Origin of the sequence: Actinospica acidithermotolerans, assembly GCF_018139625.1 — a bacterium.
Lineage (GTDB): Bacteria > Actinomycetota > Actinomycetes > Streptomycetales > Catenulisporaceae > Actinospica > Actinospica acidithermotolerans.
The window spans coordinates 138,715-162,317 of record NZ_JAGSOH010000004.1 but is presented as its reverse complement, the minus strand read 5'-3'; the positions used below and the strand labels follow the sequence as shown (position 1 = coordinate 162,317).

Annotated in this window: 21 protein-coding genes; 9 read left to right on the top strand and 12 right to left on the bottom strand. The window is 71.4% G+C overall.

Annotated features, from left to right (window positions below):
* Nucleotides 1-333 precede the first annotated feature (333 nt).
* On the bottom strand, nucleotides 334-1,017 hold the full coding sequence (locus KDK95_RS03165) for a hypothetical protein (RefSeq protein WP_212516441.1): 684 nt from the start codon (nucleotides 1,015-1,017) through the stop codon (nucleotides 334-336).
* A gap of 258 nt (nucleotides 1,018-1,275) precedes the next feature.
* Between KDK95_RS03165 and KDK95_RS03160 the strand changes: the two genes are divergently transcribed.
* The gene (locus KDK95_RS03160; RefSeq protein ID WP_212516440.1) at nucleotides 1,276-1,728 is read left to right on the top strand and encodes a DUF3817 domain-containing protein; all 453 of its coding nucleotides are present in this window, start codon (nucleotides 1,276-1,278) and stop codon (nucleotides 1,726-1,728) included.
* Between the two features lie 44 nt (nucleotides 1,729-1,772).
* Nucleotides 1,773-2,678, top strand: coding sequence for an SURF1 family protein (locus KDK95_RS03155; protein ID WP_212516439.1), 906 nt, complete (start codon nucleotides 1,773-1,775; stop codon nucleotides 2,676-2,678).
* A gap of 6 nt (nucleotides 2,679-2,684) precedes the next feature.
* Here KDK95_RS03155 and KDK95_RS03150 read toward each other — a convergent pair whose 3' ends face one another.
* The 3 genes from KDK95_RS03150 to KDK95_RS03140 all read right to left on the bottom strand — a co-directional run bounded on the left by KDK95_RS03150 (nucleotide 2,685) and on the right by KDK95_RS03140 (nucleotide 5,371).
* Nucleotides 2,685-3,503, bottom strand: coding sequence for an ABC transporter permease (locus KDK95_RS03150; protein ID WP_212516438.1), 819 nt, complete (start codon nucleotides 3,501-3,503; stop codon nucleotides 2,685-2,687).
* Between the two features lie 67 nt (nucleotides 3,504-3,570).
* Nucleotides 3,571-4,410 (bottom strand): ABC transporter permease, encoded by an 840-nt coding sequence (locus tag KDK95_RS03145; RefSeq protein WP_212516437.1) that lies wholly within the window; start codon nucleotides 4,408-4,410, stop codon nucleotides 3,571-3,573.
* A gap of 1 nt (nucleotide 4,411) precedes the next feature.
* Complete coding sequence (locus KDK95_RS03140; protein ID WP_307844116.1) at nucleotides 4,412-5,371, bottom strand: ABC transporter ATP-binding protein; 960 nt, start codon at nucleotides 5,369-5,371, stop codon at nucleotides 4,412-4,414.
* A gap of 139 nt (nucleotides 5,372-5,510) precedes the next feature.
* On the opposite strand from KDK95_RS03140, the gene KDK95_RS03135 reads away from it, so the two are divergent.
* Entirely contained in the window at nucleotides 5,511-6,467 is a 957-nt protein-coding gene (locus tag KDK95_RS03135; RefSeq protein WP_212516435.1) for a glycosyltransferase family 2 protein, read from the top strand.
* Nucleotides 6,468-6,539: 72 nt separating this feature from the next.
* Here the strand turns inward: KDK95_RS03135 and KDK95_RS37600 are convergent, their stop codons facing one another.
* Complete coding sequence (locus tag KDK95_RS37600; protein ID WP_212516434.1) at nucleotides 6,540-9,440, bottom strand: YfhO family protein; 2,901 nt, start codon at nucleotides 9,438-9,440, stop codon at nucleotides 6,540-6,542.
* A gap of 115 nt (nucleotides 9,441-9,555) precedes the next feature.
* Complete coding sequence (locus KDK95_RS03125) at nucleotides 9,556-10,656, bottom strand: glycosyltransferase (protein ID WP_249160099.1); 1,101 nt, start codon at nucleotides 10,654-10,656, stop codon at nucleotides 9,556-9,558.
* A gap of 97 nt (nucleotides 10,657-10,753) precedes the next feature.
* Between KDK95_RS03125 and KDK95_RS03120 the strand changes: the two genes are divergently transcribed.
* The gene (locus KDK95_RS03120; RefSeq protein ID WP_212516433.1) at nucleotides 10,754-11,803 is read left to right on the top strand and encodes a lysylphosphatidylglycerol synthase transmembrane domain-containing protein; all 1,050 of its coding nucleotides are present in this window, start codon (nucleotides 10,754-10,756) and stop codon (nucleotides 11,801-11,803) included.
* Here the strand turns inward: KDK95_RS03120 and mscL are convergent.
* Nucleotides 11,800-12,228 carry a large conductance mechanosensitive channel protein MscL gene (gene mscL / locus KDK95_RS03115; protein ID WP_212516432.1) on the bottom strand — a complete coding sequence of 143 codons (429 nt, stop codon included), beginning with the start codon at nucleotides 12,226-12,228 and terminating at the stop codon, nucleotides 11,800-11,802. The genes KDK95_RS03120 and mscL overlap by 4 nt on opposite strands.
* A gap of 95 nt (nucleotides 12,229-12,323) precedes the next feature.
* Here mscL and KDK95_RS03110 point away from each other — a divergent pair, with 95 nt between their 5' ends.
* On the top strand, nucleotides 12,324-13,313 hold the full coding sequence (locus tag KDK95_RS03110) for an SURF1 family cytochrome oxidase biogenesis protein (protein WP_212516431.1): 990 nt from the start codon (nucleotides 12,324-12,326) through the stop codon (nucleotides 13,311-13,313).
* Here KDK95_RS03110 and KDK95_RS03105 read toward each other — a convergent pair.
* Nucleotides 13,287-14,300 (bottom strand): hypothetical protein, encoded by a 1,014-nt coding sequence (locus tag KDK95_RS03105; protein ID WP_212516430.1) that lies wholly within the window; start codon nucleotides 14,298-14,300, stop codon nucleotides 13,287-13,289. The two genes, KDK95_RS03110 and KDK95_RS03105, sit on opposite strands and share 27 nt — an antisense overlap.
* 59 nt (nucleotides 14,301-14,359) lie before the next feature.
* Here KDK95_RS03105 and KDK95_RS03100 point away from each other — a divergent pair, with 59 nt between their 5' ends.
* Nucleotides 14,360-14,953, top strand: a complete 594-nt coding sequence (locus KDK95_RS03100; protein WP_212516429.1) for a transposase — start codon at nucleotides 14,360-14,362, stop codon at nucleotides 14,951-14,953.
* A gap of 29 nt (nucleotides 14,954-14,982) precedes the next feature.
* Nucleotides 14,983-15,762 carry an SGNH/GDSL hydrolase family protein gene (locus tag KDK95_RS03095; RefSeq protein WP_307844113.1) on the top strand — a complete coding sequence of 260 codons (780 nt, stop codon included), beginning with the start codon at nucleotides 14,983-14,985 and terminating at the stop codon, nucleotides 15,760-15,762.
* A gap of 137 nt (nucleotides 15,763-15,899) precedes the next feature.
* Here the strand turns inward: KDK95_RS03095 and KDK95_RS03090 are convergent, their stop codons facing one another.
* The 3 genes from KDK95_RS03090 to KDK95_RS03080 all read right to left on the bottom strand — a co-directional run bounded on the left by KDK95_RS03090 (nucleotide 15,900) and on the right by KDK95_RS03080 (nucleotide 19,113).
* A complete protein-coding gene (locus KDK95_RS03090) occupies nucleotides 15,900-16,640 on the bottom strand; it encodes an enoyl-CoA hydratase/isomerase family protein (RefSeq protein WP_372463254.1) in 741 nt (246 codons plus the stop codon).
* Nucleotides 16,641-17,003: 363 nt separating this feature from the next.
* Nucleotides 17,004-17,222, bottom strand: coding sequence for a helix-turn-helix domain-containing protein (locus KDK95_RS03085; protein ID WP_212516427.1), 219 nt, complete (start codon nucleotides 17,220-17,222; stop codon nucleotides 17,004-17,006).
* Nucleotides 17,223-17,514: 292 nt separating this feature from the next.
* Complete coding sequence (locus KDK95_RS03080; RefSeq protein ID WP_212516426.1) at nucleotides 17,515-19,113, bottom strand: ABC-F family ATP-binding cassette domain-containing protein; 1,599 nt, start codon at nucleotides 19,111-19,113, stop codon at nucleotides 17,515-17,517.
* A 126-nt stretch (nucleotides 19,114-19,239) separates the two neighbouring features.
* On the opposite strand from KDK95_RS03080, the gene KDK95_RS03075 reads away from it, so the two are divergent.
* A complete protein-coding gene (locus tag KDK95_RS03075; RefSeq protein WP_212516425.1) occupies nucleotides 19,240-20,181 on the top strand; it encodes a terpene synthase family protein in 942 nt (313 codons plus the stop codon).
* Nucleotides 20,182-20,193: 12 nt separating this feature from the next.
* Here the strand turns inward: KDK95_RS03075 and KDK95_RS03070 are convergent, their stop codons facing one another.
* A complete protein-coding gene (locus tag KDK95_RS03070) occupies nucleotides 20,194-21,600 on the bottom strand; it encodes a cytochrome P450 (protein ID WP_212516424.1) in 1,407 nt (468 codons plus the stop codon).
* Nucleotides 21,601-21,779: 179 nt separating this feature from the next.
* Here KDK95_RS03070 and KDK95_RS03065 point away from each other — a divergent pair, with 179 nt between their 5' ends.
* Nucleotides 21,780-23,540 carry a SpoIIE family protein phosphatase gene (locus KDK95_RS03065; protein WP_212516423.1) on the top strand — a complete coding sequence of 587 codons (1,761 nt, stop codon included), beginning with the start codon at nucleotides 21,780-21,782 and terminating at the stop codon, nucleotides 23,538-23,540.
* The last annotated feature ends 63 nt before the right edge of the window (nucleotides 23,541-23,603 follow it).

The window sequence follows — 23,603 nt, the reverse complement described above, 5'->3', positions numbered from 1 at the left end:
ACCGAGCGCGGCGTGGCCGAGATCGCCCGCGGCGAGCTCCCCGGCGCGCTCTGGACCGCCTGAGACATTCGACGTCCTGCGCACACCCGCGCCCCCGCGTGAGCAGCCGGCACCGCCTCCGACTCACGCCGGGAGACACCCCGAAAAGCATGCCGGGAAACGAGAAGGCCGGGCCGGGCGACTCTCGTCGCCCGGCCCGGCCCCCGGTCCCGTCGGCTCAGTCGTGCCCGTCCGCGTGGCCGTTCGCCTCCGTGCGGCTGTTCGCCCCCGCGCGGTTGCTCCGCTCCGCGCGGCTGCGCGCCTCCGCGCGGTCGTACCTGTCCGTGCCGTGGCTCAGCCCGGGAGCATGTCCTCGGCCTCGAGTTCGTCCTCGTCCTCGTCGTCCTCTTCGTCGACTTCCTCGTCGATGACGTCGTCGCGGTAGAGGACGAGCTCGGCGTCCACGTCGGAGAAGGGGTCGTCGTGCCAGCCGACGACGCCTTCGGGGTCGGCGGCCACGACCCACATCGTGGAATCGCCGGGCTGCAGGCCGAGCTCCTCGGCGCGGTAGGCGATCTCGTCGGCGTCGTAGGAGTCGAAGATCTCGAGCAGCGCGCTGCGGGTGGTCGTGGTCTCCGGGTCCACGCCCTCGGCCGCGGTGCGGGCGGCGGCGGTGAGGGCGTCGGAGTCGGCCACGAGGTAGTCGCGGCGGATGAAGACGGACAGGGCCTCGATCTCGTCGGGTCCGGCGTAGTCGGGTTCCGGCTCGGTCATCACCTCGAACGGGGTGACCTCGTCGTGCACGGCGTAGAGCAGCTCGTCGTACTCCTCGGCCGCCGCCGCGAGGGCGTCGAAGGCCTCGAGCACGGCCGGGTCGAGCTCGTCCACCCGGGCCTCCACCGCCCGCAGGTGCGCGTCGATGGCGGACTTCAGGGCCTCCGCGGCCTGCCGGACCTCGGCGGGGGTGGCTGTTGCGGTGGCACCGGCGGGCACCGTCGGGATCGACGGCTGGGTGACGGACGACGACGTCTCAGGCATGGAACGACGGTATCCGAACGGCGTGCCTATTGGCACCTCGAATGGCGTGCGGGTATCGGGCGATGCCGGCGGGGACCGCGGGCGCGAGCGGGCGGGTGTGCCGGGTTCCGGACGCGGCGGGCCGCCGGGGCGCCTTACGACCTGCAACAGCCGGTGCCGGACGCCGGGGGCGGACCCCGGTCGCTCGGCCGTCGAAACGGCCGATTACCCTGCTGGTCGGAAAGAGTTTCAGTCGGCCCCGCCCCGAGGAAGTCCCCCATGACCGAGACGCCCGAGGTCCCGCACGTCGCCTTCGGCAGCCGTCCGCTGCTGCTCAAGGTGTACGTCGTGCTGGCCTGGATCACCGGAACCGCGATCACGATCCTGGAGCTCGTCGCCCTGCCGCTGAAGTGGTGGGCGAACTCGCCGGCGCTCGGCAACGGGCTCGGCGTGGTGCACGGCATGGGCCTGTACCCGCTGTACGTGGTCGTCTGCCTGGTCGTCGCGTTCGGCTACCGGGTCTCCATCCCACACATGGCCGTGATGGCGCTGGCCGGGCTACTGCCCTTCGCGTCGCCGCTGGTCGCGCACTGGACGCTCAAGCACATCGACGCGCGCGAGGCGGAGAAGGCGGCCAAGGCCGCCGCGAAGGCCGACCGGGCCGCCCGGAAGAAGGCCGCCCGGCAGCAGCAGCCGGCGGCCGCCGACTCCGAGGCGCTGCCCTCCGCGTGACCCCGGTGGGATAGGCATATCGGACAGGGCGGATACTGGCAGTCGTGTCGAGTTCCGAGGCAACAGCGGTCCAGCCGGCGGCGGACTCCGCGCAGGACGCGGGGGACGCGCCGGACGTGCTGCTCGCCCCCGCGCTGACGCCCGAGGACCTGCGCAGGCCGCGGTGGGTGGCGGCGCACGCCGGGATCCTCGTGCTGATGATCGCCTTCGCGCTGCTCGGCCGCTGGCAGTGGGATGTCGGCCACAAGGTCGCCCCGCTCACGGCCGCCGAGCTCAGGAGCTGGCACACGGCCGAGCCCGTCGACTCCGTCATCACCCCGGCTAGCGGTCTCAACGGCACGCAGGTCGGGCAGGAGGTCGAGGCCGCCGGGACCTACGACTCGGCCCGGCAGCTGCTCGTCCCCGGCCGGGTGCTGAACGGCCACACCGGCTACTACGTGATCGCGCCGCTGGTCACGGGCTCGGGTCAGGCGGTGCTCGTCAACCGAGGCTTCATCGCGGCGACGGGGTCGGCCGAGCCGGAGATCCCCGCGGCGCCGAGCGGCCGGGTCACGGTCACCGGGTGGGCCGCCGAGCCGGAGTCGACCACCGGAGAGGTCAACGACAACGGCATCTCCGAGTCGCAGACGACCGGGACGGCGACCGAGCCGAACGAGATCCAGTACATCTCGACCGCCGAGCTGGTGAACCAGTGGCCGTACCACCTCGACGAGGGCTACGTGACGGCGATGGACGCCGCCTCGCTCTCCGGCGGGCTGACGGCCGTCCCCCAGCCGCTGCCGCAGCACGGCACCACCTGGGACGCGCTGAACATCATGTACGCGTTCCAGTGGTGGCTGTTCATCGTCATCCTCGGCTCCTGGTACGTCATCCACCTGCGGCGGGAGCTGCGTCCCGTGCCGGTGGAGCCGGCGGACGACGACGAGGACGATTTCGACGACGAGGACTAGGCGGGGCTACGCGGTGAGCAGCCTGCCGAAGCGGCGGGCCGCGATCGCCAGCCCGGCCAGCGCCATCAGGGCCAGGTAGAGGGCGCGCAGCAGCAGGCTGGGTCCGACGGCCCCTAGCATCAGCCCTCGAACGATCTCGATGCCCTGGTAGAGCGGCGTGATCTCCACGAACAGCTGCAGCCCGCGCGGGTAGACGCCGAGCGGGAAGAACGTGGTGGAGAACAGGAACATCGGCATCATCAGCAGGTTGACGACCTCGAAGTCCTGCCAGGACTTCATGTACGTCGCGATCGCCATGCCGAGGCCGGCGAAGCCGAGGCCGATCAGCAGCGCGGCCGGGATCGCGAGCACCGCCCACGGGGACGCGAGCACGCCGAAGAACGAGGCCACGATCGTGAAGGCGACGGCGTAGAAGCCGCCGCGCATCAGGCACCAGGTCAGCTCGCCGAGCGCGATGTCCGGCGGGGTCAGCGGCGTGGCCAGCACGGCGTCGTAGACCTTGCCGTACTTGAGCCGGAAGAAGATGCCGAAGGTCGCGTCGTACATGGCGCCGTTCATCGCGGCGGTGGCCAGCAGGGCGGGGGCCACGAAGTGCACGTAGGTGACCGGGGCGCCGCCCGGGCCGGTGACGTTCGGGATCAGCTGCCCGAGACCGACGCCGAGCGAGAGCAGGTAGAAGACCGGCTCCAGGGCGCCGGTGAGGAACATCAGCCACATGCGGCGGTAGGAGACGATGTTGCGCTCCACCAGGCGCAGCGAGCGGCGGGTCCCGAAGGTTCCCGGCAGCCGGGGCGCCACCCGGGGCTGCAGCGCGTAGGAGGTCATGGGGTTCGGCTCCCGGGCTGGAGGTCGAAGGCGATGAGCGAGGTCATGGGTTCGGCACCGGTCCCTGTCAGCGGTGGAGGTAGAGGCGACGGCTGAAGTTGCGGCGGGCCAGCGCCACTCCCCCGGCCAGCGCGACGAGCAGGTAGCCGATGTGGATCGCCGCGGAGGTCGCGGTCACCGTGCCGAGGGTCAGCTCGCGGCAGAGCTCCACGCCGTGCCACAGCGGGGTGATGAAGGCGATCGGGTGCATCCACTCGGGCAGCTGCTGCCAGGGGAAGAACGTGCCGGAGAACAGGAACAGCGGCGTCATGACGAAGCGGAAGACGACCGTCAGCGGCTGGTCGCTGTCGAGCGTGATGGAGAAGGCCATCATCGGGAACAGGAACACCGCGCCGGTCAGCAGCGCCACCGGCAGCGCGAGCACGGACCAGGGCGAGTGCGTCGTGCCGAAGCCGACCATGGCGCAGAAGAAGACCGTGGACATGCCCGCGGTCCGCGCCAAACCCTGCATCGCCGTGCCGAACATGATGTCCTGCGGGCGCTGCGGGGTGTTGACGGCGGCCCAGTAGTTCCCGGCCCATTTCACGCTGCCGAGCACGGTGAAGGAGCCCTCGAATATGCCGTTCTGCATCGCCATCGCGGCCAGCACGCCCGGCGCGATGAAGGACAGGTAGGTGACGCCATCCGGCAGTCCGTGCGTGATCAGCGTGCCGATGCCGACGCCCATCGCGGTCAGGTACATGACCGGGCCGAGGATCGCGGACAGCACCGTGCCGCGCCAGGTGCGGTAGAAGAACGTGTACCAGTACAGGAACTGGCGCCAGCTCAGAACGAGCCCGCCGGGCACGCGGCGGGAGCGCTCCGTCGCCTCCGCCGACGCGGCGGCGCTGATGGTCTCGGTGCTCACGTCAGTCCACCAGCGTCCGGCCGGTCAGGTGCAGGAAGACGTCCTCCAGCGTGGAGCGGCGGACGAGCGCGGTGACCGGCTCCAGGCCGCGGCGGTGCGCCTCGGTCAGCGCCGCCTCGCCGTCGTCGGCGTAGACCAGGACCCGGTCCGGCAGCGGTTCGAGCCGCTCGCCGATGCCCGCGAGCTTCTCCGCGGCCTGCTCCTGCTCGCCGAGCGGGAAGCGCAGCTCCAGCACCTCCCGGGTGGCGTAGCGCTCGATCAGCTCGCGCGGCGCGCCCTCCGCGGCTATCCGGCCCTTGTCCATCACCACGAGGCGGTCGCACAGCTGCTCCGCCTCGTCCATGTAGTGGGTGGTCAGGATCAGCGTGGTGCCCTGCTGCTTGAGCCGGTAGAGCCGGTCCCAGACCACGTGCCTGGCCTGCGGGTCGAGGCCGGTGGTCGGCTCGTCGAGGATGAGGATCTCCGGGTCGTTGATCAGCGCGCGGGCGATGGTCAGCCGCCGCTTCATGCCGCCGGAGAGCGGCTCGACCTTGTCCTCGGCCCGGTCGGTGAGCTGGACGAAGTCCAGCAGCCGGGCGGCGCGCTCGCGGATCACGGCGCGCGGCAGGCCGAAGTAGCGGCCGTACACGTGCATGTTGTCGCGCACGCGCATCTCGACGTCGAGCGTGTCCTCCTGCGGGACGACGCCCAGGCGGGCCCTGATCCGCGGGCCCTGGGTGTTCGGATCGAGCCCGAACAGGCTCAGATGGCCGCCGCCGACCGGGGAGACGCACCCGATCATGCGCATGGTGGTGGACTTGCCGGCGCCGTTCGGGCCGAGGAAGCCGAACACCTCGCCGCGCCGGACCTCGAAATCGATGCCGGCGACCGCGGTGAAGGCTTCGCCATGCTTCTTGGGGAACGTCTTGACCAGGCCGTGGGCCCGGATGAGCACATCCGGTGCGGAGGGGGATGACGACACCCCTCCGAGGTTACCCGGCACGTGCGACACTCATCGACAGGTTATTCTTGAGCTGCGGTTTAGCCGGACTTCCTCAGATCGGCTTCGCCCGCCGCCGTTAGCTTGCCAGCTCATCGCAAGAGAGATGGACTAGAGGCTCATGCTCCTTACCGAGCGGATTCCCACCTCAGATCCCGTGCCCGCGACGGAGGACGTTCAACCTGTTGACCGGGTCGACGTGACCGTCGTTCTCCCCTGCTACAACGAGCAGGACCACGTCCTGCTGGAGATAGCGCGGATCAACGAGGCCCTCGACGCGAGTGAGTTCAGCTACGAGCTGCTCGTGATCGACGACGCGTCGACCGACAACACCCTCGAGGTGCTGCGGAAGGCGCAGGAGAGCTACCCCCGCATGCGGCTCGAGCCGTTCCAGCGCAACGGCGGCACCGGCACCGCGCGACGCATTGGCACGCAGATCGCGTCCGGCGACATCGTCGTGTGGACCGACGCCGACATGAGCTACCCGAACGAGCGCATCCCCGAGATGGTGCGGATCCTCAAGGAGAACCCGCGCGTCGACCAGGTCGTCGGCGCCCGGACCACCGAAGAGGGCACGCACAAGATCCTGCGGGTTCCGGCCAAGTGGGTCATCCGGAAGATCGCCGAGCGGCTGATCAACCAGAAGATCCCGGACCTGAACTCGGGCATGCGGGCGATGCGCCGCGAGGTCGCCAAGCCGTACCTGCGGCTGCTGCCTCCCGGTTTCTCGTGCGTCACCACGATCACCATGGCCTTCCTGGCGAACCAGCACGACATCTACTACATGCCCATCGACTACTCGAAGCGGGCCGGCAAGTCGAAGTTCAGGTTCGTCAAGGACGCCTACCGCTACATCCTCCAGGTGCTGCGGATGGTGATGTACTTCAACCCGATCAAGGTCCTGCTGCCCCCGGCGCTGTGGCTGATCGGGATCGGCGTGGTCAAGGGCATCTACGATCTGGCCGCCCACCCCTTCAAGATCGCCGAGAACACGATCCTGTTGTTCCTCAGCGGCCTGATCATCGCGTCACTGGCGCTGCTCGCGGACCTCATCGTCCGCTCGCGCGGCGACAACTGACGCTCGCGCACAGCGGCACCAAGGAAGCGGCCCCAGGGTTCTCCCCGGAGCCGCTTTCCTTCATCCGCCGCCTCACGCCTCCTGGCGCCGGCGCCTGCGCCGCGGCCACCACCACTCGCCGACGACCGCGCCGATCAGGATCACGGCCGTGGCGCCGCTGACGGCCAGCCCGAGGCGGGCGTGCGGCGGCGAGTAGGTCAGCGTCACGACGTGCTTGCCCGCCGGGACCTCCACGGCCACGACGCCCTGATCCGCGGCCCGCAGAGTGGCGCTCCGGCCATCCACGGTCACCTTCCAGCCGACCTGGTCAGCGTCCGCGACGACGAGGTAGCCGGAGCCCTTCGCGTCCACGGTTGTGCTGACCTGGTCGTTGCCGTCCTCGGTCACGTCCACGCTCGCCGAGGCGCCGCTCGCGGCCGGTCCGTCGGCTGAGAGGACGACCTCGTCGGCACCGACGCTGCCCGAGGAGAGCAGGCTGATGCGCTGCGCCTGGTCCTTGACGACCGTCGACGTCGAGGCCCAGCGAATTCGCGGCTGCGCGTTGAGCCGCTGGTAGATCGCCGAGTCGTCGACGCGCACGAGTTCGAGTCCGTCGTTCTGCCCGGCCACGGCGGTGAGCGCGGGCGAACCGGCGTCCGCCTGCACTTCGATCGGCTTGCTGCCGTGCCACGTCAGCGTCGCCGTGTACGTCGTGCCGGCCGCCTGCGTGTCGGCCGCGACCGGGACCGTGAACAGCGAGCCCGACGTCATCGTCGCCTGGAGGGTGTTCGCGAGGCGGCTGGTGTGCGCGACGGCGGCGCCGGAAGCATTGCGCACCACGACATCCAGCGAGTCGGCCTTCGTCGGCGAGACGGTGCCGACCGGCGTCACGCCGACCGCGCGCAGCCGGCCGGTGACCGGGACGCTGACCGTGACCGACTGGCCGGGCTTGAGCTCGTACGTGCTGCCGTCGGTCTTGGCGTCGACCTGCTTGCCCAGCACCGCGTCGCCGAGCGAGCTCACCCAGTACTTCGCGGCGAGCTGATCGAGGATCGGGCTCGTCGCCGTCTCCTCGCTCTGCGGGAAGTCGATGTACGTCTCGTACTGGATCTGGCCGCCGGGGACGGCGTCGATCATCGCGCCGAAGTTCTGGTTGATGAAGTTGTGGCCGTTGACCGCGCGCAGCGGATAGGCGCTGTTCGTCGCGAAGACCATGCCGGTCGACGTGGAAGCGTAGCGGTCCGCGCCGAGGTTGGCATCGAGGTACGCGTGCGTGTCCGTGACCGGGTAGAACGTACTGACTGACGAGCGCGGGAAGAACTCGGAGGCGAAGACAGCACTCTGCCAGGCCAGCAGCAGCGGCAGCGCCGCCGCGGCCGTGAACCGGAGGCCGCGGGTGAGCCCGCCGAGGTCGGGCGCCGCTCTCCGGTCGCGGCCCGCGTGCCAGAGCACGACGACGCACAGGATCGCCGCCACCGTGAACGCCGCGGCATAGCCGAGCTGGTGCTTGTAAAGGCTGAGCGCGGCGGACTTGCCGATCGCGTTCGCTCCCGCATGCTTCGCGTCGGAGTAGCCGGTGTAGAGCACGCCGACGAAGATGCCGACGGTGACCAGGCAGACGAGGCCGGGCCAGAGCATGCGGAAGCGGTGCACGCTCACGGGCTGCTCGGCGGCGTCCGCGGTCTCGCGCTGACGCGTCAGCACGTCGTATCCGATCGCGACGAGCACGGCGAGCAGGAAGCCGAGGATGCTGCGGGAGCGGCCGATGAAGTTCTGACCGAAGATCTCGCGGATGACCGGCGTCTTCTGCAGCAGAGCGAGCGGCGGGCCGCCGACGTAGATCAGGTAGAGCCAGACCGCGCTCGTGGCGGTGAAGAAGCTCCAGACCGAGCGCGGCAGCAGCCGCCGGGCACGCCAGGGAAGGGCCGTGGCGACGAGGATCAGGACCAGCGCCGCCGCGCCGATGTAGTCGATGCTCTCGATCGCGTTCGGCGACATGTAGAAGTAATCCGACTCCGTGTTGCCGGTGCCGAGGGCCCACGGCGCGATCAGAGTCAGCAGCGTCGTCGGATCGAGGTGCTGGTTGGAGGTCTGGCTGCGGCCGATGATGACCCAGGTCTTCATGAATCCGGCGAAGGGCAGCAGCTGGAACGCCACCAGGCCGACGCCGCCGACCAGGCCGCCGACGTAGCCGAGCGCGGTCAGCAGCAGCCGGCGCAGGTTCTCGCGGTGCATCACGATCAGCCGCACGAGCACGTAGACGCTCGCCGTGGCGCCCGCGTAGCCGGTGACCGCCGGGAATCCGCCGAGCAGCATCGAGGCGATCGGGATCGAGATCAGGACCGCGTCGCGCACCCGCCGCGTCTGCAGGAACCGTTCGACGGTCCAGAACAGCGCCGGGATGAACGCGGCGGTCCGGCTCTGCGGGAAGTCGACCCACATGACCATGAAGCCGCTGCCGACGAACGCGAGGCCGCCGATCATCCCGGCGACCTTGGACAGTCCCAGCCGTCTGAGGAACAGGAACGAGCCGGCCGCGCCGCAGATGACGATCAGCAGCTCGGTGTAGGCCGGACCCATCCATGTCGGCAGCACGTAGTACGGCAGCGTGAGCGGCGAGAGCAGCGCGTCGTTCGGCACCGAGCCGAGCGCGCCGCCGCCGTCGTTGTTCGGGTCCCAGCCCGCGAACTCGCCGTTCTCCAGCGCCTTCTTGAAGACGATCGTGCCCGGGATGGCCGAGGTGTAGGTGTCGTAGAGCAGCGCGTCGCTGCCGACGGTCTCGTTGTACCCGGCCTGCGGGTAGGGGCCGGACTGGACCATGTTGGCGGTCGCCGCGGTGGTCGCCTGGCCGATCAGCGGCGTGCCGATGCCCCAGGCCGCGAACAGCGCGATCGCGAAGGCCGCGAGCACGGTGGCCGGCCGCGGCCGCCGGAAGCGGCGCCGCCGCGTCTCCGGCGCGTTCAGCGGCGCCGCGCCCCCTGGATCGTCGGCCACTCCTATCCCCGTCCCGTTCGCGTCATGGTCTCGGGTCTCACTACTCAAGTCGTGTCCAAGGGGAGATCGCGGGTTGGAGGGCGGACATAGTAGCGCTCGCGGGTACAGCGCCGTTTCAGGATTCGAGCCGCCGCACCAGGGGTTCGACGACCGCGGAGCAGCCGAAGCGTTCGAGCACCGCGTCGTGCGCGCGCTTGCGGGCCGCGGCCAGCTCGGCACGGTCCTCGGCCAGCCGGGTGAGCGCGTCGGCGAGCGCGGTGGCGTCGCCGGGCGGGACGTAGACCGCGCCGTCGCCGAGCGCGCGGCGCTGCGGGGCGGTGTCCGAGGTGACGATCGCGCACCCGGCCGCCGCGCCCTGGAAGACCTTGTTCGGGACCACGCGCAGCGCCTTGGGGCCGGTGCCGAAGATGCCGAGGCACACGTCGTGGTCCGCGACCAGCGCGGGCAGCTCGGCCGAGTCGACCCACTCGATCCACGTGGTCGGGCAGCCGCCCTCGGCGGCCTCGCGGGTCGCCTCCAGCTCCTGGCCGTGGCCGACCATGGTGACCTCGACCGGAGCGCCCGCGAGCTTGCCCAGGGCCTCGCCGATCACCGGGGCGCCCTGCAGCGGCGTGTAGAGGCCGAAGAACGCGACGCGCAGCGGGGCGTCCTCGCCGCGGCCGGGCTTCTCCTGCGCCGGCGCGGCCGCGAACCAGTCCTCGGGCGCGCCGACCGGCACGACGACGCCGCGCGAGCGGTGCTGCTCGGGCAGGTTCGCCAGGTGCTCGTCGGTGTCCACCACGATGACGTCGGCCGACTTCAGCGCGCCGGCGTCGATCGCGGTCAGCAGCTTCGCCTTGAGGCCGCCACCCGAGAGGTTGCGGTCGCGCGCCGTGTCGCCGGCGCCGATCAGGTGGTCGAGCACGATCCTCGTGCGGCGGAAGAGCAGCCGGGCCAGCCGCACGTCGAAGTGCCCCATGTAGCCGACGACGATCGCGTCCGGGGCGGGTCCGCGGCGAGCGCCGACGGCCAGCCGGAACCAGCAGGAGGCGAGCCGCCAGCCGAGCTGCGGGAGCCGCCAGGGCTGGGCGAGGATCGCCACCCGGGACGCGGTGTCCAGGCCGAGCGGCGCGTTGCACTCGGCCACGTCGTGACCGTGCGCCCGCAGTCCCTCGGCCAGCACGCCCACGCGCGGGTGGGACTTCACGTCATAGGTGCCGAAGAACAGGATCCGCATGGCACCACACAGTAGGCCATCCTCCGCGCATCCCGGGAACAGGTCGGCGCGTTGTGGTTTTGGGGCTCGCTCAGTATTTCCGCGTATGCTCTCGCACATGCCAGAGCCTCGTATCACGGAGACGGTGGATTCGGACGCCGTCCCCGCGACCGCAGCGCGCGCCGAAGGGTCCGAGCAGGGCCGGGCCCCGGCGTGGCGCAGCCTGCTCGGGACCGTGCTGCGGGCGGTGGAGAGCCGCACGTTCAAGCTGCTGTTCGTGCTGGGCATGGTCGCGCTCGGCGTCTACTCCGTGACCAGCCAGTGGAGCGATTTCCGCAGCGGCATAGACCGGCTCGGCGTGGTCGCCGCGATCGAGGCGCTGGCCTGCGTGCTGCTCGGCCTGGCGCTCAACCTCGAGGTCTGGCGCGGGCTGCTGACCGCGGCGGGCTCGAAGCTGCCCGCCCGCGCCGCCGCGCGCATCTTCTTCATCGGGCAGCTCGGCAAGTACGTGCCCGGCTCGGTCTGGCCGGTGCTGGCGCAGATGGAGCTCGGCCGCACCTACCAGGTGCCGCGCCAGCGCTCGGCGACCACGGCGATGCTGGCGATGATGATCGGGCTCACGTCCGGGCTGCTGGCCACCCTCGTCGGCCTGCCGTTCATGGCGGGAGACTCGGCGGGACAGTACTGGTGGGTGTTCCTGTTCATCCCGCCGCTGCTCGCCTGCCTGCATCCGAAGGTGCTCAACCCGATCATCGCGCGCGGCCTGAAGGTGATGCGCAAGCCGGAGCCCGAGACGCCGCTGACCGGCCGGGTGATCTGCGTCGCGATAGCGATCAACCTGGCCGTGTGGGTCTGCAACGGCCTGCAGATCTGGGTGATGCTCGTGCGGCTCGGCGAGCACGGCCCCTCGGCGCTGCTCGCCGCGATCGGCGCGTTCGCCCTCGCCTGGTGCGCGGGCTTCCTGATCATCCTGGCCCCGGCCGGCGCCGGCGTCAGGGAGCTGATCCTGGTCGCGGAGCTCAGTCCGCTCGTCGGCGCCGGCCCCGCGCTGTCGGTGGCGCTGGTCTCCCGCGGCGTCACCATGCTCGCGGACCTGGCCGGCGCCGGGCTGGCCGCGCTGCTCGGCCGCCGCACGGCCGCCGCGGCTTCGGCCGGGGACGCCGGCTAGCGCAGGTCCGTCGTGGCGCCGTTGCCGCGGCTGCCGTTGACCAGGGCGTCGCGGATGTCGGTGAGCAGCTCGACCTCGGTCGGCGCCGCCGCGGGCTCGGCCGGCTTCGCGGGCAGGCCGCGGCGGATCCGGCCACGCTCGTTGAGCTTGTTGATCGGCAGCACGATGAAGAAGTAGACGCCGATCGCGATCAGCAGGAACGAGATCACGGCATTGATGAACGAGCCGTACATGATCTTCGAGTTGTTGACGGTCCAGACGAGCCTGCTGTAGTCCGGCTTGCCGAAGATCGCCGCGATCAGCGGCGTGATGATGTCGGTCACCAGCGCGGTGACGATCGCGCCGAACGCGGCGCCCATGACCACCGCGACCGCCAGCTCGACGACGTTACCTCGGGCGATGAACTCCTTGAAGCCCCTGAGCATGTGATTCCCCTTGTCAACCTTGGCGGATTCGATTCGCGCTGCCAACGACGGGGCCGCTGAAAGGTCACCTGGGCACACGATGTACGGTCGGAACCGTGCTTCGTTCGTACCGGTTCGCCCTCTCGGCCCGCTGGATGGCCTTCCACGCGCTGGTCTGGCTGCTGCTGATCCCGGCCTTCATCGCGCTGGGTTACTGGCAGCGGACGCTCTGGAAGGACCGGGCCGACTCCCAGGGACTGGTGTACGCGAAGCTGGACGCCAAGCCCGCGGGCATCGATGCGGTAGACCCTATCGGACATACGGTCGCGCAGAGCCAGCAATGGGTCGCGGTCACCGCGACGGGCCACTACGACACGGCGCACCAGTTCGCTGTGCGCAACCGCTCGCAGAACGAGAACGCCGGCTGGTACGTGGTCACGCCGCTGGTCCTGTCCGACGGCACCGCGATCCTGGTCAACCAGGGCTGGATCGCCGCGTCGAACAGCAACGTCTCGAGCACCGCGATGCCGACGCTGCCGCCGGTTCCCGGCGGAACGGTGACCGTGAAGGGCTACCTGCAGCCGGACGAGACGACCGCGCTGACCCGGATCACGGACGACACGAACAGCCTGCCGGCCGGTGAGATCGCGCTCATCACGACGAAGGATCTGCAGAGCCGCGTGGCGAATACGCTGCACGACGGCTCGATCCAGCTCGCGTCCTCGACCCCGGCGAACACCGCCTCGACCGCCGCGCAGGCGGTTCCCGGCCCCAGCTACGACAACACCATGTACATCGCGTACATGGTGCAGTGGTGGGTCTTCGCCGTCATCATGCCGATCACCTGGCTCAAGCTGCTGCACCGCGAGGCGCAGGAGCTGGAGCGCAAGGCCCGCGTCGGCGACGAGGACGACTGGGATGACGACGAGGATTGGGACGACGAGGAGGACGAGGACTGGGAGGAGCGCGCCGACGGGGACGACGCCGAGCCGTCCACGGCGGACGACGCCGAGCCCGTCCCCGCGGTCGCCGCTGCCGCCGCCGGAAGTGCCACCGCCGCCGCGTCCGCGGAGCCGTCCTCAGATCGCGGGCAGCCGGTCGAGTAAGTCCCCGAATTCGGGTGTCGGCAGGATGGTCAGCGTCTCCCCCGCGGCGTCCACCGGAAGCGCGCTGACCTGGTCGTCGCGCCACCAGTAGATCTGGTCGGTGAGCGCGCCCGGGGCCGTCTCGAACTGCCGGGTGGCCAGCCGCAGCAGCGCGCCGGCGGCGGTGACGGTCTCCTGCGTCTCGATCGCGTGGTACGCCACGAGATGCCGGTGCGGCAGCACGACGAGCGCGCCGTTTCCGTTGACCTCGGCCCCGTCCCGGCGCAGGTACTCGCCGAGCCAGAACACGTGCGTAGGGCAGTATGGGCCGGGACCGCTCAGCAGCGTCAGATTCGCGCCGTCGACCGCGCGCCGCTCCGTGGGCAGCACGCCCTGGTTGCGCACGTTCGCGCGGGCGGCGGCGAAGATCTCGGCGGTCGGCGCCGGCCAGTTCCCGGCCTGCTCCGCGGCCAGCAGCCGGCCGCCGCCGCGCGGACCGGTTTCGCAGAGCACGACTTCGGAAAGCCCGGGCAGCGCCGGCCGGGCGAGCGCTCCCGCCGTGGCCGCGGCGAGCTGGGTCGGCAGCAGCCGGGAGCGCAGCGGCGCGGCCCATGCGGGGACGGGCGGCGTCGCCGGAACCGAACCGTGGGCGGCCGAGCCGTTCGCGCAGAGGCCGTCCGCGGAGAAGCCGTTCGCGGGAAACCCGTTCGCGGACGCGCCCCCCGCCGCGGTCGGCGCGGCGAGCCAGCCGGCCACCGCCTGCTCCACCAGGTCGGGCCAGTCCGCCTTCGCCTCGCGCGCCATCCGCTCGCGCAGCGCGGCCACGTCGATGGTCCGTTCGGGTCTCGCCGCGCCGCTGCGGAAGACCTCCAGCCGTTCCGGCGCGACCACCCGCCAGTGCAGGCCGTGGCCGCGCAACTCGACCTCGAGCAGGCCGAGCAGCGCGGTGGCGACCGGATCGCCGAAAGGCCACGGCGAAGCGGGGGTCCCGGGGGTGGTGAACGACATGTGGCGCAGTGTAACCGTTCGGAGCGTGACCGGAACGGCGCATGGAGCGTTGTAGAGGCGTGGCAGAGTCGATCCGAATCCCGTCAGCGGCCGCGTCCCTCGCGATGCCGCCGCGTCCCCGGGCCCCGCGCGGCCCGGCCGGCCTGGCCCCCGGCTCCCCGAGCGGGATCGGCGCGCCCGCGCTCGGCGCCGGGCTGCCGAAGGTGCCCAGGCCGCGGCGCAGCCAGCCGCTGGGCGATCCGGAGATCGACGACGAGCTGTGGGCGCGGATCGAGCCGCTCATCCCGGTCAAGGTGCGCAGGCGGCGGTATCCCGGGCGGATGCCGCTGGACGACCGCGCGGTGCTGACCGGCATCCTCGTCGTGCTCGCGCGCGGCATCGGCTTCGAGCGCCTGCCGAAGGAGCTCGGCTACGGCTCCGGCATGACCTGCTGGCGCCGGCTGCGGGACTGGCAGCAGGCGGGCGTGTGGCCCGCGATCGCCCAGCTGCTGGCGAACGAGCTGCCGGACGGCCGCCGGCTCGACTTCCGCCGCGTCGCCGCGCCCACCGGGCCGACCGGCCCCGACACCCCCGTCACCCGCCGCCCGACCCCGCCGCGCGCCAAGCAGCCGTCGGCCGTCGCCGCCGAGTTCGGGATGACTCTGCTGCGATAGCGCGGCGGGGCGACTGGTTGAATGTGCGGGTGACGGATGAGATATCGGGGCCCGTGCGCACGTTCGTGGCCGTCGGGGACTCGTTCACCGAGGGCCTGGCGGACGACCCGGGCGACGGCGTGTACCGCGGCTGGGCCGACCTGGTGGCACGGCGCCTCGCGGCGATCGAGCCGGAGCTGGCGTACGCGAACCTGGCCGTGCGCGGCAAGCTGATGGGGCAGATCGCCGCCGACCAGCTCGACATCGCCGCGAACATGCGGCCCGACCTGGCCACCCTCGCGGGCGGCCTCAACGACGCGATGCGCCCCAGCTGCGACGTGGACGCCGTGTGCGCACAGCTCGAACACTGCGTGCAGGTGCTGTCGGAGGCGAGCCGCACACTGGTGATGTTCCGCGCCATCGACTTCACGAAGCGGATGCCGTCCGCCAAGCGCTTCCAGACCAAGGCCAACCAGATCAACGCGTTCATCGATCAGATGGCTGAGAAGTACGGCGCGGTCGTCGTCGACCTGCATTCGCTGCGCGCCCTCGACGACCCCCGCATGTGGGCCTCGGACCGCATCCACATGACCCACGAGGGCCACCGCCGCGTAGCCGAAGCAGTCCTGGAAGCCCTCGGCCACCAGCCCACCTTCGACTGGCGCGCGCCGCTCCCGCCCGCCCCCAAGCCGCTCCCCGGCGCGAAGACCCTCTCCGACCTGCGCTGGCTGGTCGCCTTCCTGCTCCCCTGGATCAAGCGCCGGCTGACCGGCAAGTCCTCCGGCGACGGGGCCCTGCCCAAGCGCCCCGAACTCACCCGGGTCGTCTGAGCCCGGCCCCGGACCGCCCGCTTCACCATCATCAGCGTGAAGCGGCGGTCCCTGGCCTGGCCTGGAGCAGCCGGCTGTGATCGCCTCCGCCGCTCTCCAAACGAGCATCGGCCCCGGCGATCGTCGGAAGACCCGGCCTAGCGGCCCGCGAGGGCGCGGATGCGGCGGACCTGGGCGGCTCGCTCGGCGGCGCGCTGGTCGTCGTAGTCGCGGCGGGCGGCGCCCTGGACCAGGGCCTTGGTCTCGATGAGGGCGTCGCGGTCGGCGGCGAGCAGTTCGCGGACGAAGACCTCGGCGTCCATGGCCAGGTCGTCGTTCGGGATCACCTTGTTGGCGAGGCCGACGGACTGCGCCTCGGTGGCGTCGATCCAGCGTCCGGTGGCGCAGATCTCCAGGGCGCGGGCCGGGCCGACGAGGTCGACGAGCGGCTTGGTGCCGCCGAGGTCGGGGACGAGGCCGAGGGTGATCTCGCGCATCGCGAAGCGGGCGTCCTCGGAGACTAGACGCATGTCACACGCGAGGGCGAGCTGGAAGCCGGCGCCCACCGCGTGGCCCTGCACGGCGGCGACGGTGATGAGGTCGGGCCGGCGCCACCAGGTGAAGGCCTCCTGGAAGGCCTCGATCGTCATCTCGGCGTCGGTCTGCCCGGCGGAGGCGAGGTCGAGCAGCGTCTTGGCGCCGTTCTCGCCGCCGATCAGCACCGAGCGGTCCAGGCCCGCGCAGAACGAGGGACCCTCGGCGCGCAGCAGCACGGCGCGCACGGTGCCGGGCAGGGCGCGGCCGATCTCGGCCAGGTGCCACCAGGTGCTCGGCGTCATCGCGTTGCGCCGCTCGGGCTTGTCCAGCACCACGGTCGCCAGTTCGCCGTCCAGCCGCAGCCGGACCCCTGCGCGCGCGGCCGCCGCCGCCTTGGCCTCGGGCCACGCCTCGTCTGTTGTCGCAGTGTTCGAGCCGGTCACGGCCTCGGTACCGTCCGTCCTTCAATGTCGCTCGGCCGACAAGGGCCTTGCATGCCTCGATGATCCCGCTCAGGACGATACCCCAACACCGCCGCACGCCTCACCGCGCCCGCGCCTTGCCGCTCCACCCCGCGGCGGGGCCGTGGCCGGCCGGCCGCGACCCGGAAACGAACGAGCCACCCGGCGCCGTCCTCGCGCCGGGTGGCTCCTACCGACCGTGCCGGTACCGGGGCCCGATCGCCCCGGGTGCGACCACCGGTGATACCGTGACAGGGCAGGGGTTCAGGCGGTACGCGCCTTGCCGCGCGTGGCGCCGCCACGTCCGCGCAGCGTGACGCCGGACTCGCTGAGCATCCGGTGTACGAACCCGTACGAGCGTCCGGTCTCCTGGGCCAGGGCGCGGATCGACTCTCCGGCCTCGTACTTGCTCTTCAGATCGGTCGCGAGCTGCTCTCTCGCGGTGCCGGTGACCCGGCTGCCCTTCTTCAGGGTCTCGGCCACTTGCGCCTCCTAGAGGGGGTGTGGGGTACGTCCCACCTTGCACAGGGAATGTGCGCTCTGGCCTCCCATGATCACCCCTCTCGGCCGAGTTGACCACTGGTTCGCACGGAAAACTCCAATGGTATTCCCGACGTACCCGCCGGTTTCCTGCGGGAATAGCGCGGAATATGGGGACAAAACGCCCACCCCGTTATGAGACTGTTACGGAGGGCAATCGACGTTCTGTCGGATACCGGGAACCGGCGTCCGCTCAGCGGCACACGGCGGACACGCACAGCTCCCACCGGCCACGCTAGGCGAGCGCCACCAGGTCCCGGTACCCCTCGTTCCACAGGTCCTCGACGCCGTCGGGGAGCAGGATCAGCCGCTCCGGGCCCAGCGCGTCCACCGCGCCCTCGTCGTGGGTGACGAGCACCACCGCCCCCTCGTACGTGCTGAGCGCGCCGAGGATCTCGGCGCGGCTGGCCGGGTCGAGGTTGTTCGTCGGCTCGTCCAGCAGCAGCACGTTCGCGCTGGAGACGACGAGCGTGGCCAGCGCGAGGCGGGTCTTCTCCCCGCCGGAGAGCACCGCGACCGGCTTGTCCACGTCGTCCCCGCTGAACAGGAAAGAGCCGAGGGTCTTGCGCACGTCGACCAGGTCCAGGTCCGGCGCCGCGCTGCGCATGTTCTCCAGCACGGTGCGGGTCGGGTCCAGCGTCTCGTGCTCCTGGGCGTAGTAGCCCAGCTTGAGCCCGTGGCCCGGTTCGACGTTCCCGGTGTCGGGGTCCTCGACCCCGCCGAGCAGCCGCAGCAGCGTGGTCTTGCCCGCGCCGTTCAGTCCCAGGATCACGACCTTGGAGCCGCGGTCCACGGCCAGGTCGACGTCGGTGAAGATCTCCAGCGAGCCGTACGACTTGGACAGGCCGGTGGCCATCAGCGGCGTCTTGCCGCAGGGCGCCGGCTTGGGGAAGCGCAGCTTGGCCACCTTGTCCGAGGCCCGCTCCGCCTCCAGGCCGCTGAGCAGCCGCTCGGCCCGCCGCGCCATGTTCTGCGCGGCCACGGTCTTGGTCGCCTTCGCCCGCATCTTGTCCGCCTGCGCGAACAGCGCGTCGGCCTTCTTCTCCGCGTTGGCCCGCTCCCGCTTGCGCCGGCGCTCGTCCGCCTCGCGCTGCTCCAGGTAGGCCTTCCAGCCGACGTTGTAGATGTCGATGACGCTGCGGTTGGCGTCCAGGTGGAACACCTTGTTCACGCAGGCCTCGACCAGCTTCACGTCGTGCGAGATGACGATGAAGCCGCCCTTGTAGGTCTTCAGGTAGTCGCGCAGCCAGACGATCGAGTCCGCGTCCAGGTGGTTGGTCGGCTCGTCGAGCAGCAGCACCTCGTTGTCGCCGAACAGGATCCTGGCCAGCTCGATCCGGCGGCGCTGGCCCCCGGAGAGCGTGCCCAGCGGCTGCTCGAGCACCCGGTCGGGCAGGCCGAGGCTGGAGGCGATGACGGCGGCCTCGGACTCGGCGGCGTACCCGCCGGCGGCCAGGAAGGCGGTCTCGGCGTTCGCGTAGCGGCGCATGGCCCGGTCGTGCTCCGCGGCGTTCGCGCTGCCCATGGCCTTCTCGGCGGCGCGCATCCGGTTCACGGCCTCGTCGAGGCCGCGCGCGGACAGGATCCGGTCGCGCGCGATGACCTCGAGATCGCCGGTGCGCGGGTCCTGCGGCAGGTAGCCGACCTGGCCTGACCTGGTGATGGAGCCCGCGGCGGGCTGGCCCTCGCCGGCCAGCATCTTCGTCAGCGTGGTCTTGCCCGCGCCGTTGCGCCCGACCAGGCCGATCCTGTCGCCGGGGCCGACGCGGAACGAGGCGTCCTCGAGCAGGACTCGGGCGCCGACGCGCACTTCGACGTGGGAGGCAGTGATCACCGCACCATCCTACGTGACGGGCGCGCGCGCTCGCCTACGGGTATCCGTCCACCGGCGCGGGACATGTGCATGTGCATCCACGTTTACTAGAATATTGATTCACCCTGCACAGGGAGGAGGGCACTCATGCCCGTGGTTGTGCCGAGGTTGGCCGTCCCCTTCGGGACGGATCTGCACCCGGCGACCGATACGGCGAGGGTGGAGACCGAGCGGTGGGCTCGCGACTGCGGACTGACGGTCCGTCCGGAGTTGCACGCCCGCCTGCTCGCGACCGCACCCGCGCGCCTGGCCGGGCGGGTGGCGCCGCACGCGACCCTCGACGGCCTGCTCCTGAGCGCCGCCTGGGCGGCCTGGCTGTTCCTGTTCGACGACGAGTACTGCGACGAATCGGAGATAGGCTCCGATCCCGCGGCGATAACCGAGGTCACGGTGTGGCTGCTGAGCGCGCTGGAGACCGGGGAGGCCGGCCCGGGCGACGTGTTCGGCGCGGCCCTGGCCGACCTGAGCGGGCGGCTGCGCGGGCTGACCGGGCCGGTGCAGTGGGCCAGGTTCACCCAGGCCGTCACGACCTACTTCTACGCGCTGGTCTGGGAGGCGACCTGCCGGCAGCACGGCACGCTCGCCCCCCTCGACGAATACATCCGGATGCGCCGGCACAGCGGCGCGGTGGCCACCTGCCTTGCGTTGATCGAGACCGTCAACGGCTTCGAGCTGGACGACCGCGCGTGGTACGACCCCTCGGTGCGGGCCGCGTCCGACGCCGTGGCCGACATAATCTGCTGGTCGAACGACATCGTCTCCTACCGCAAGGAGGAGCATCAGGCGGCGGACGTGCTGAGCCTGCCGACGGTGCTCGCCCACCAGCACAATATGTCCGAGCAGCAGGCGCTGGACCGCTGCGCGGTGATGCTGGAGCGGCGGATCGGCGATTACTACGCGGCGGAGCGGCCGCTGCTCGCCTCGGGCAATCCGGGGCTCATCCGGTTCGCCTCCGACCTGCGGCACTGGATCGCCGGAAACCTCGAGTGGTCCTACGAGACCCGCCGCTACCGGGTGTCGGCCCCGTAGCCGCCGTCCCGCTCAGCCGAGCGCGGTCAGCCGCAGCGGCACGGTGTCCGGGTGCAGCGTCGTGCGGGCGACGGCGCGCACCCGGGTGCCGGGCTCGGACTCGAGGCGGTAGCGGGAGAGCACCTCGCAGAGCACGCTGTAGATCTCGGTCCACGCGTAGCCCTCGCCGAGGCAGCCGCGCGGGCCCATGCCGAAGGGCAGGTAGGAGGCCGCGAGGAGTTCCGGGTCGGCGTCGATCCAGCGGTCCGGGTCGAAGCGGTCCGGGTCGGGGAACGCGATGGGATCCCGGTGCAGGCCGTAGAAATTCAGCAGGACCTGGCTGCGCGCGGGCACGAGCGTGTCGTACAACCGTACGTCGTGCAGCGGCCGGCGGCCGAGAATCCAACCCGGCGGATAGAGGCGCAGGATCTCCTTCGCGAAACGCTCGGTAAGGTCGAGCCTTCGCATGTCGGCGACGCTTGCCGCGCGGCCCTCGGTGACTTCGAGCACTTCGTCGCGGATCCGCTGTTGCAGCGCGGGATCCTCGGCGAGCAGGTGCAGCGCCCAGGCCAGGACGCCGGCGACGGTCTCGGTGCCGGCCAGCAGCAGGGTCATGATCTCGTCGTGCGCCTCGATGTCCGTGAGGCCGGCGCCCTCCTCGTCCACGGCCGCGAGCAGGATGGACAGCAGCGTCGGCCGATGCTCCGCTCCCCCGGCGGCGGCGGCGCGCTCGCGATGCCGGGCGACCATACCGTCGGCCACCGCGTGCACCGCGGCGAGCGACTGCTCGAAGCGGCGGTTCCCCGGCGTGGGCAGCTTCTCCAGGGTCCTGATCGGAAGCAGGGCCCTGCGGCCGGCGCCGGAGAGCAACTCGGGGAGCGAGGACATGACCTCGTCCGCGTCCACCCCGGAACCGGACATCGAGTGCGTGACCAGGCGCATCGCCAGCATCCGCATCTCGGCCGCCGCGTCCAGGACCGATCCCGCGGACGCGGCCGGATTCCAGCGCGCCTCCAGGTAGGCGGCGGTCTGCACGGCCATCTCGGCCGCGTACCGCTCCACGGCCGCGTGGTCGAACGCGGAGCGCAGCAGCCTCTTGTTCCTCCGGTGCGCGGCCCCGCTCGAGGTTCCCACTCCGTCGCCGATCAGGGACCTGAGGGTGTCGAACTGGAAGCCCTTGTCGTAGTCCGCCGCGTCCCGCACCAGGATCTCGCGGATCAGGCCGGGGTCGGTCACCAGGTACGCGCGCACCGGGCCGAGCCGGGCGATCGTCACCGGCCCGAGCCGGCCCGCCGAGGCGAGCAGCGACAGGGGATCGCGCAGCAGCGCCGGCGCGTGTCCGAGCACCGGCCAGGCGCCGGGCAGCGGCGTCGCGGAGGCGTCGGCCGACCCCGGCGCGGCGAAGGGGGCGGCGCCGGGCGCCGGAATCTGACGGCTCATGAGAAATTCCACGCTAGCGCGTTCGACCCGGCGCCGGTAGCAGCGCTCGGAGCGTGTCCGGGGGCGCCGTACGGCGCCCGATTTTCCACTCCCGAGACCTGTTTCTTCCCGAAAAACGACGCCGGAGGGCGACGATGCGGCTACCGTATGGCTGTCAGCGGAAAACGAGGAGGCGGTCGATGACGCCATCCGCGAGCGAACCCCGCGCGGCCGAAGGCCCGGGCGGGGTGGCCACGCTGCCCCCGAACGGCGGCGCCCGACCGGTCGGCGCTCAGCGCGAACCAGGGCACGGCAGACGGGAACGGCCCGGCGCTTCGCTAGCCCGGCCGGGCGGCAACGGAGGTTGGGACGAGCTGGGCTTCACCCCGAGCGGCTTCGACGCCGCCGCGGGCTTCTACAACTGGGTGCTGGGCAGCGGCGAGGTGATCTGCGACGAGCAGACCTACCAGCTGCACGGCCTCGAACCCGATCCCGGGCTGCGCTTCGAGGCCTTTCTCGGCCAGGTCCCCCCGGAGGACGTCGAGGACCTGCTTGCGCTGCTCGACCCGCTGCTCGCGCGGGTGGGCGACTACGTCTTCGAGTACCGCGTGCAGCTGCCGGACGAGCGCATACGCACCCTGGAGACGCGCGGCCGGATCATCGCCGACCCGGCGACCGGGGCGCCGAGCCGGATGATGGGGATCATCATCGACGTCACCGAGCGGCGCGCCGCCGAGCTCGAGGCGCTGCGCCGGGCCGCGGTCGCGGCCCGCATGCAGGAGGTGACGGCCGGGCTGGCCAGCGCGGGCTCGCTCGCCGAGCTGCGCACCGCGGTCACCTCCGCGCTGCCCGCGCTCGGCGCGGCCGGGCTGCTGGTGACGGACGCGGGCCAGCCCGCCGAGGTGATCCTGGAGGCCGGCGACCTGGGGATGGCCGCCGGCCGGGTGCGGATCGGCCCTGACGGGCCGGTGCGCACGGCCGCGGCGACCGGCGACCCGCTGTTCTTCACGGAGGCGGCGGAGCTGCGGCGCCGCTTCCCGCAGTCGGTGGAGGCGATGCGCGCGACGGGCGCGGTCTCCTCGGCGGTGATCCCGATAGGGGGAGTGCCGCGGATGCGCGGTGTCTGCATGATCGGCTTCGACGGCCCGCGCAGCTTCGACGCGTCGGAGCGGGCCTTCCTGGTGCTCGCGGCCAGCGCGATCGGCCAGGCCGTGCACCGGGCCAGGATCCACGACATCGAGCTCGCGCTGGCGATGGCGCTGCAGGGCGGCATGCTGCCGCGCGCGCTGCGGCCCGGGCCGGGCGTGGAGCTCGCGCACCGGTACGAGGCGGCGACCACCGGTATCCAGGTCGGCGGCGACTGGTTCGACTCCGTGCACTGCGTGGACGGCACGACGCTGCTGATCATCGGCGACGTCGAGGGGCACAACGTGCAGGCCGCGGGCATGATGTACCGGCTGCGCACCACACTGCTGGCCTACGCCGGGCAGAGCTCCGACGTCAGCGTGCTGATGCAGCGGGCGAACGCCTTCGTCTGCGAGGTGAACGAGGACGCGGAGAACCCGCTGTTCGCCACCTGCCTGCTCGCGCTGATCGACCCGGAGCGGCGCACGATCGCGGTCAGCCGGGCCGGGCACATCCCGCCGGTGCTCGCGATCGTGCCGGACAAGTGCGCGGTGCACCACAACGAGCCGGGCGTGCCGCTGGGCGTGCTGGAGGAGTACGACTTCCCGGTCTGGACTGTGCCCTATACGCCGGGCTCGGTGCTGATGCTGTGCACCGACGGCCTGCTGGAGAGCCTGGACAACAACCTGGACAAGGGACTCGACCGGTGCCGCGCGGTGCTCGACGGGCAGCGTGAGGAGAAGCTGGACACGGTCGCGGACGAACTGCTCGCCGCGAACCGGCCGGACGGTCCCTGGAAGGACGACGTGGCCCTGCTCGTCGCCCGGCTCGGCTGAGCGGACCTGATCGATAGCGCGTCATATCCCCGGCCCGGGCGCGACCTGCTCGGTAGGATCCGA

Bases quoted from the DNA above. Each gene is read 5' to 3' on its own strand.
- KDK95_RS03105 (WP_212516430.1), bottom strand. From the start codon at position 14,300: ATGTCGTTCACCACCCCCGGGACCCCCGCTTCGCCGTGGCCTTTCGGC.
- mscL (WP_212516432.1), bottom strand. From the start codon at position 12,228: ATGCTCAGGGGCTTCAAGGAGTTCATCGCCCGAGGTAACGTCGTCGAG.
- KDK95_RS03075 (WP_212516425.1), top strand. From the start codon at position 19,240: ATGCCCGTGGTTGTGCCGAGGTTGGCCGTCCCCTTCGGGACGGATCTG.
- KDK95_RS03120 (WP_212516433.1), top strand. From the start codon at position 10,754: ATGCCAGAGCCTCGTATCACGGAGACGGTGGATTCGGACGCCGTCCCC.
- KDK95_RS03150 (WP_212516438.1), bottom strand. From the start codon at position 3,503: ATGACCTCCTACGCGCTGCAGCCCCGGGTGGCGCCCCGGCTGCCGGGA.
- KDK95_RS03160 (WP_212516440.1), top strand. From the start codon at position 1,276: ATGACCGAGACGCCCGAGGTCCCGCACGTCGCCTTCGGCAGCCGTCCG.
- KDK95_RS03165 (WP_212516441.1), bottom strand. From the start codon at position 1,017: ATGCCTGAGACGTCGTCGTCCGTCACCCAGCCGTCGATCCCGACGGTG.
- KDK95_RS03065 (WP_212516423.1), top strand. From the start codon at position 21,780: ATGACGCCATCCGCGAGCGAACCCCGCGCGGCCGAAGGCCCGGGCGGG.
- KDK95_RS03070 (WP_212516424.1), bottom strand. From the start codon at position 21,600: ATGAGCCGTCAGATTCCGGCGCCCGGCGCCGCCCCCTTCGCCGCGCCG.
- KDK95_RS03135 (WP_212516435.1), top strand. From the start codon at position 5,511: ATGCTCCTTACCGAGCGGATTCCCACCTCAGATCCCGTGCCCGCGACG.
- KDK95_RS03125 (WP_249160099.1), bottom strand. From the start codon at position 10,656: ATGCGGATCCTGTTCTTCGGCACCTATGACGTGAAGTCCCACCCGCGC.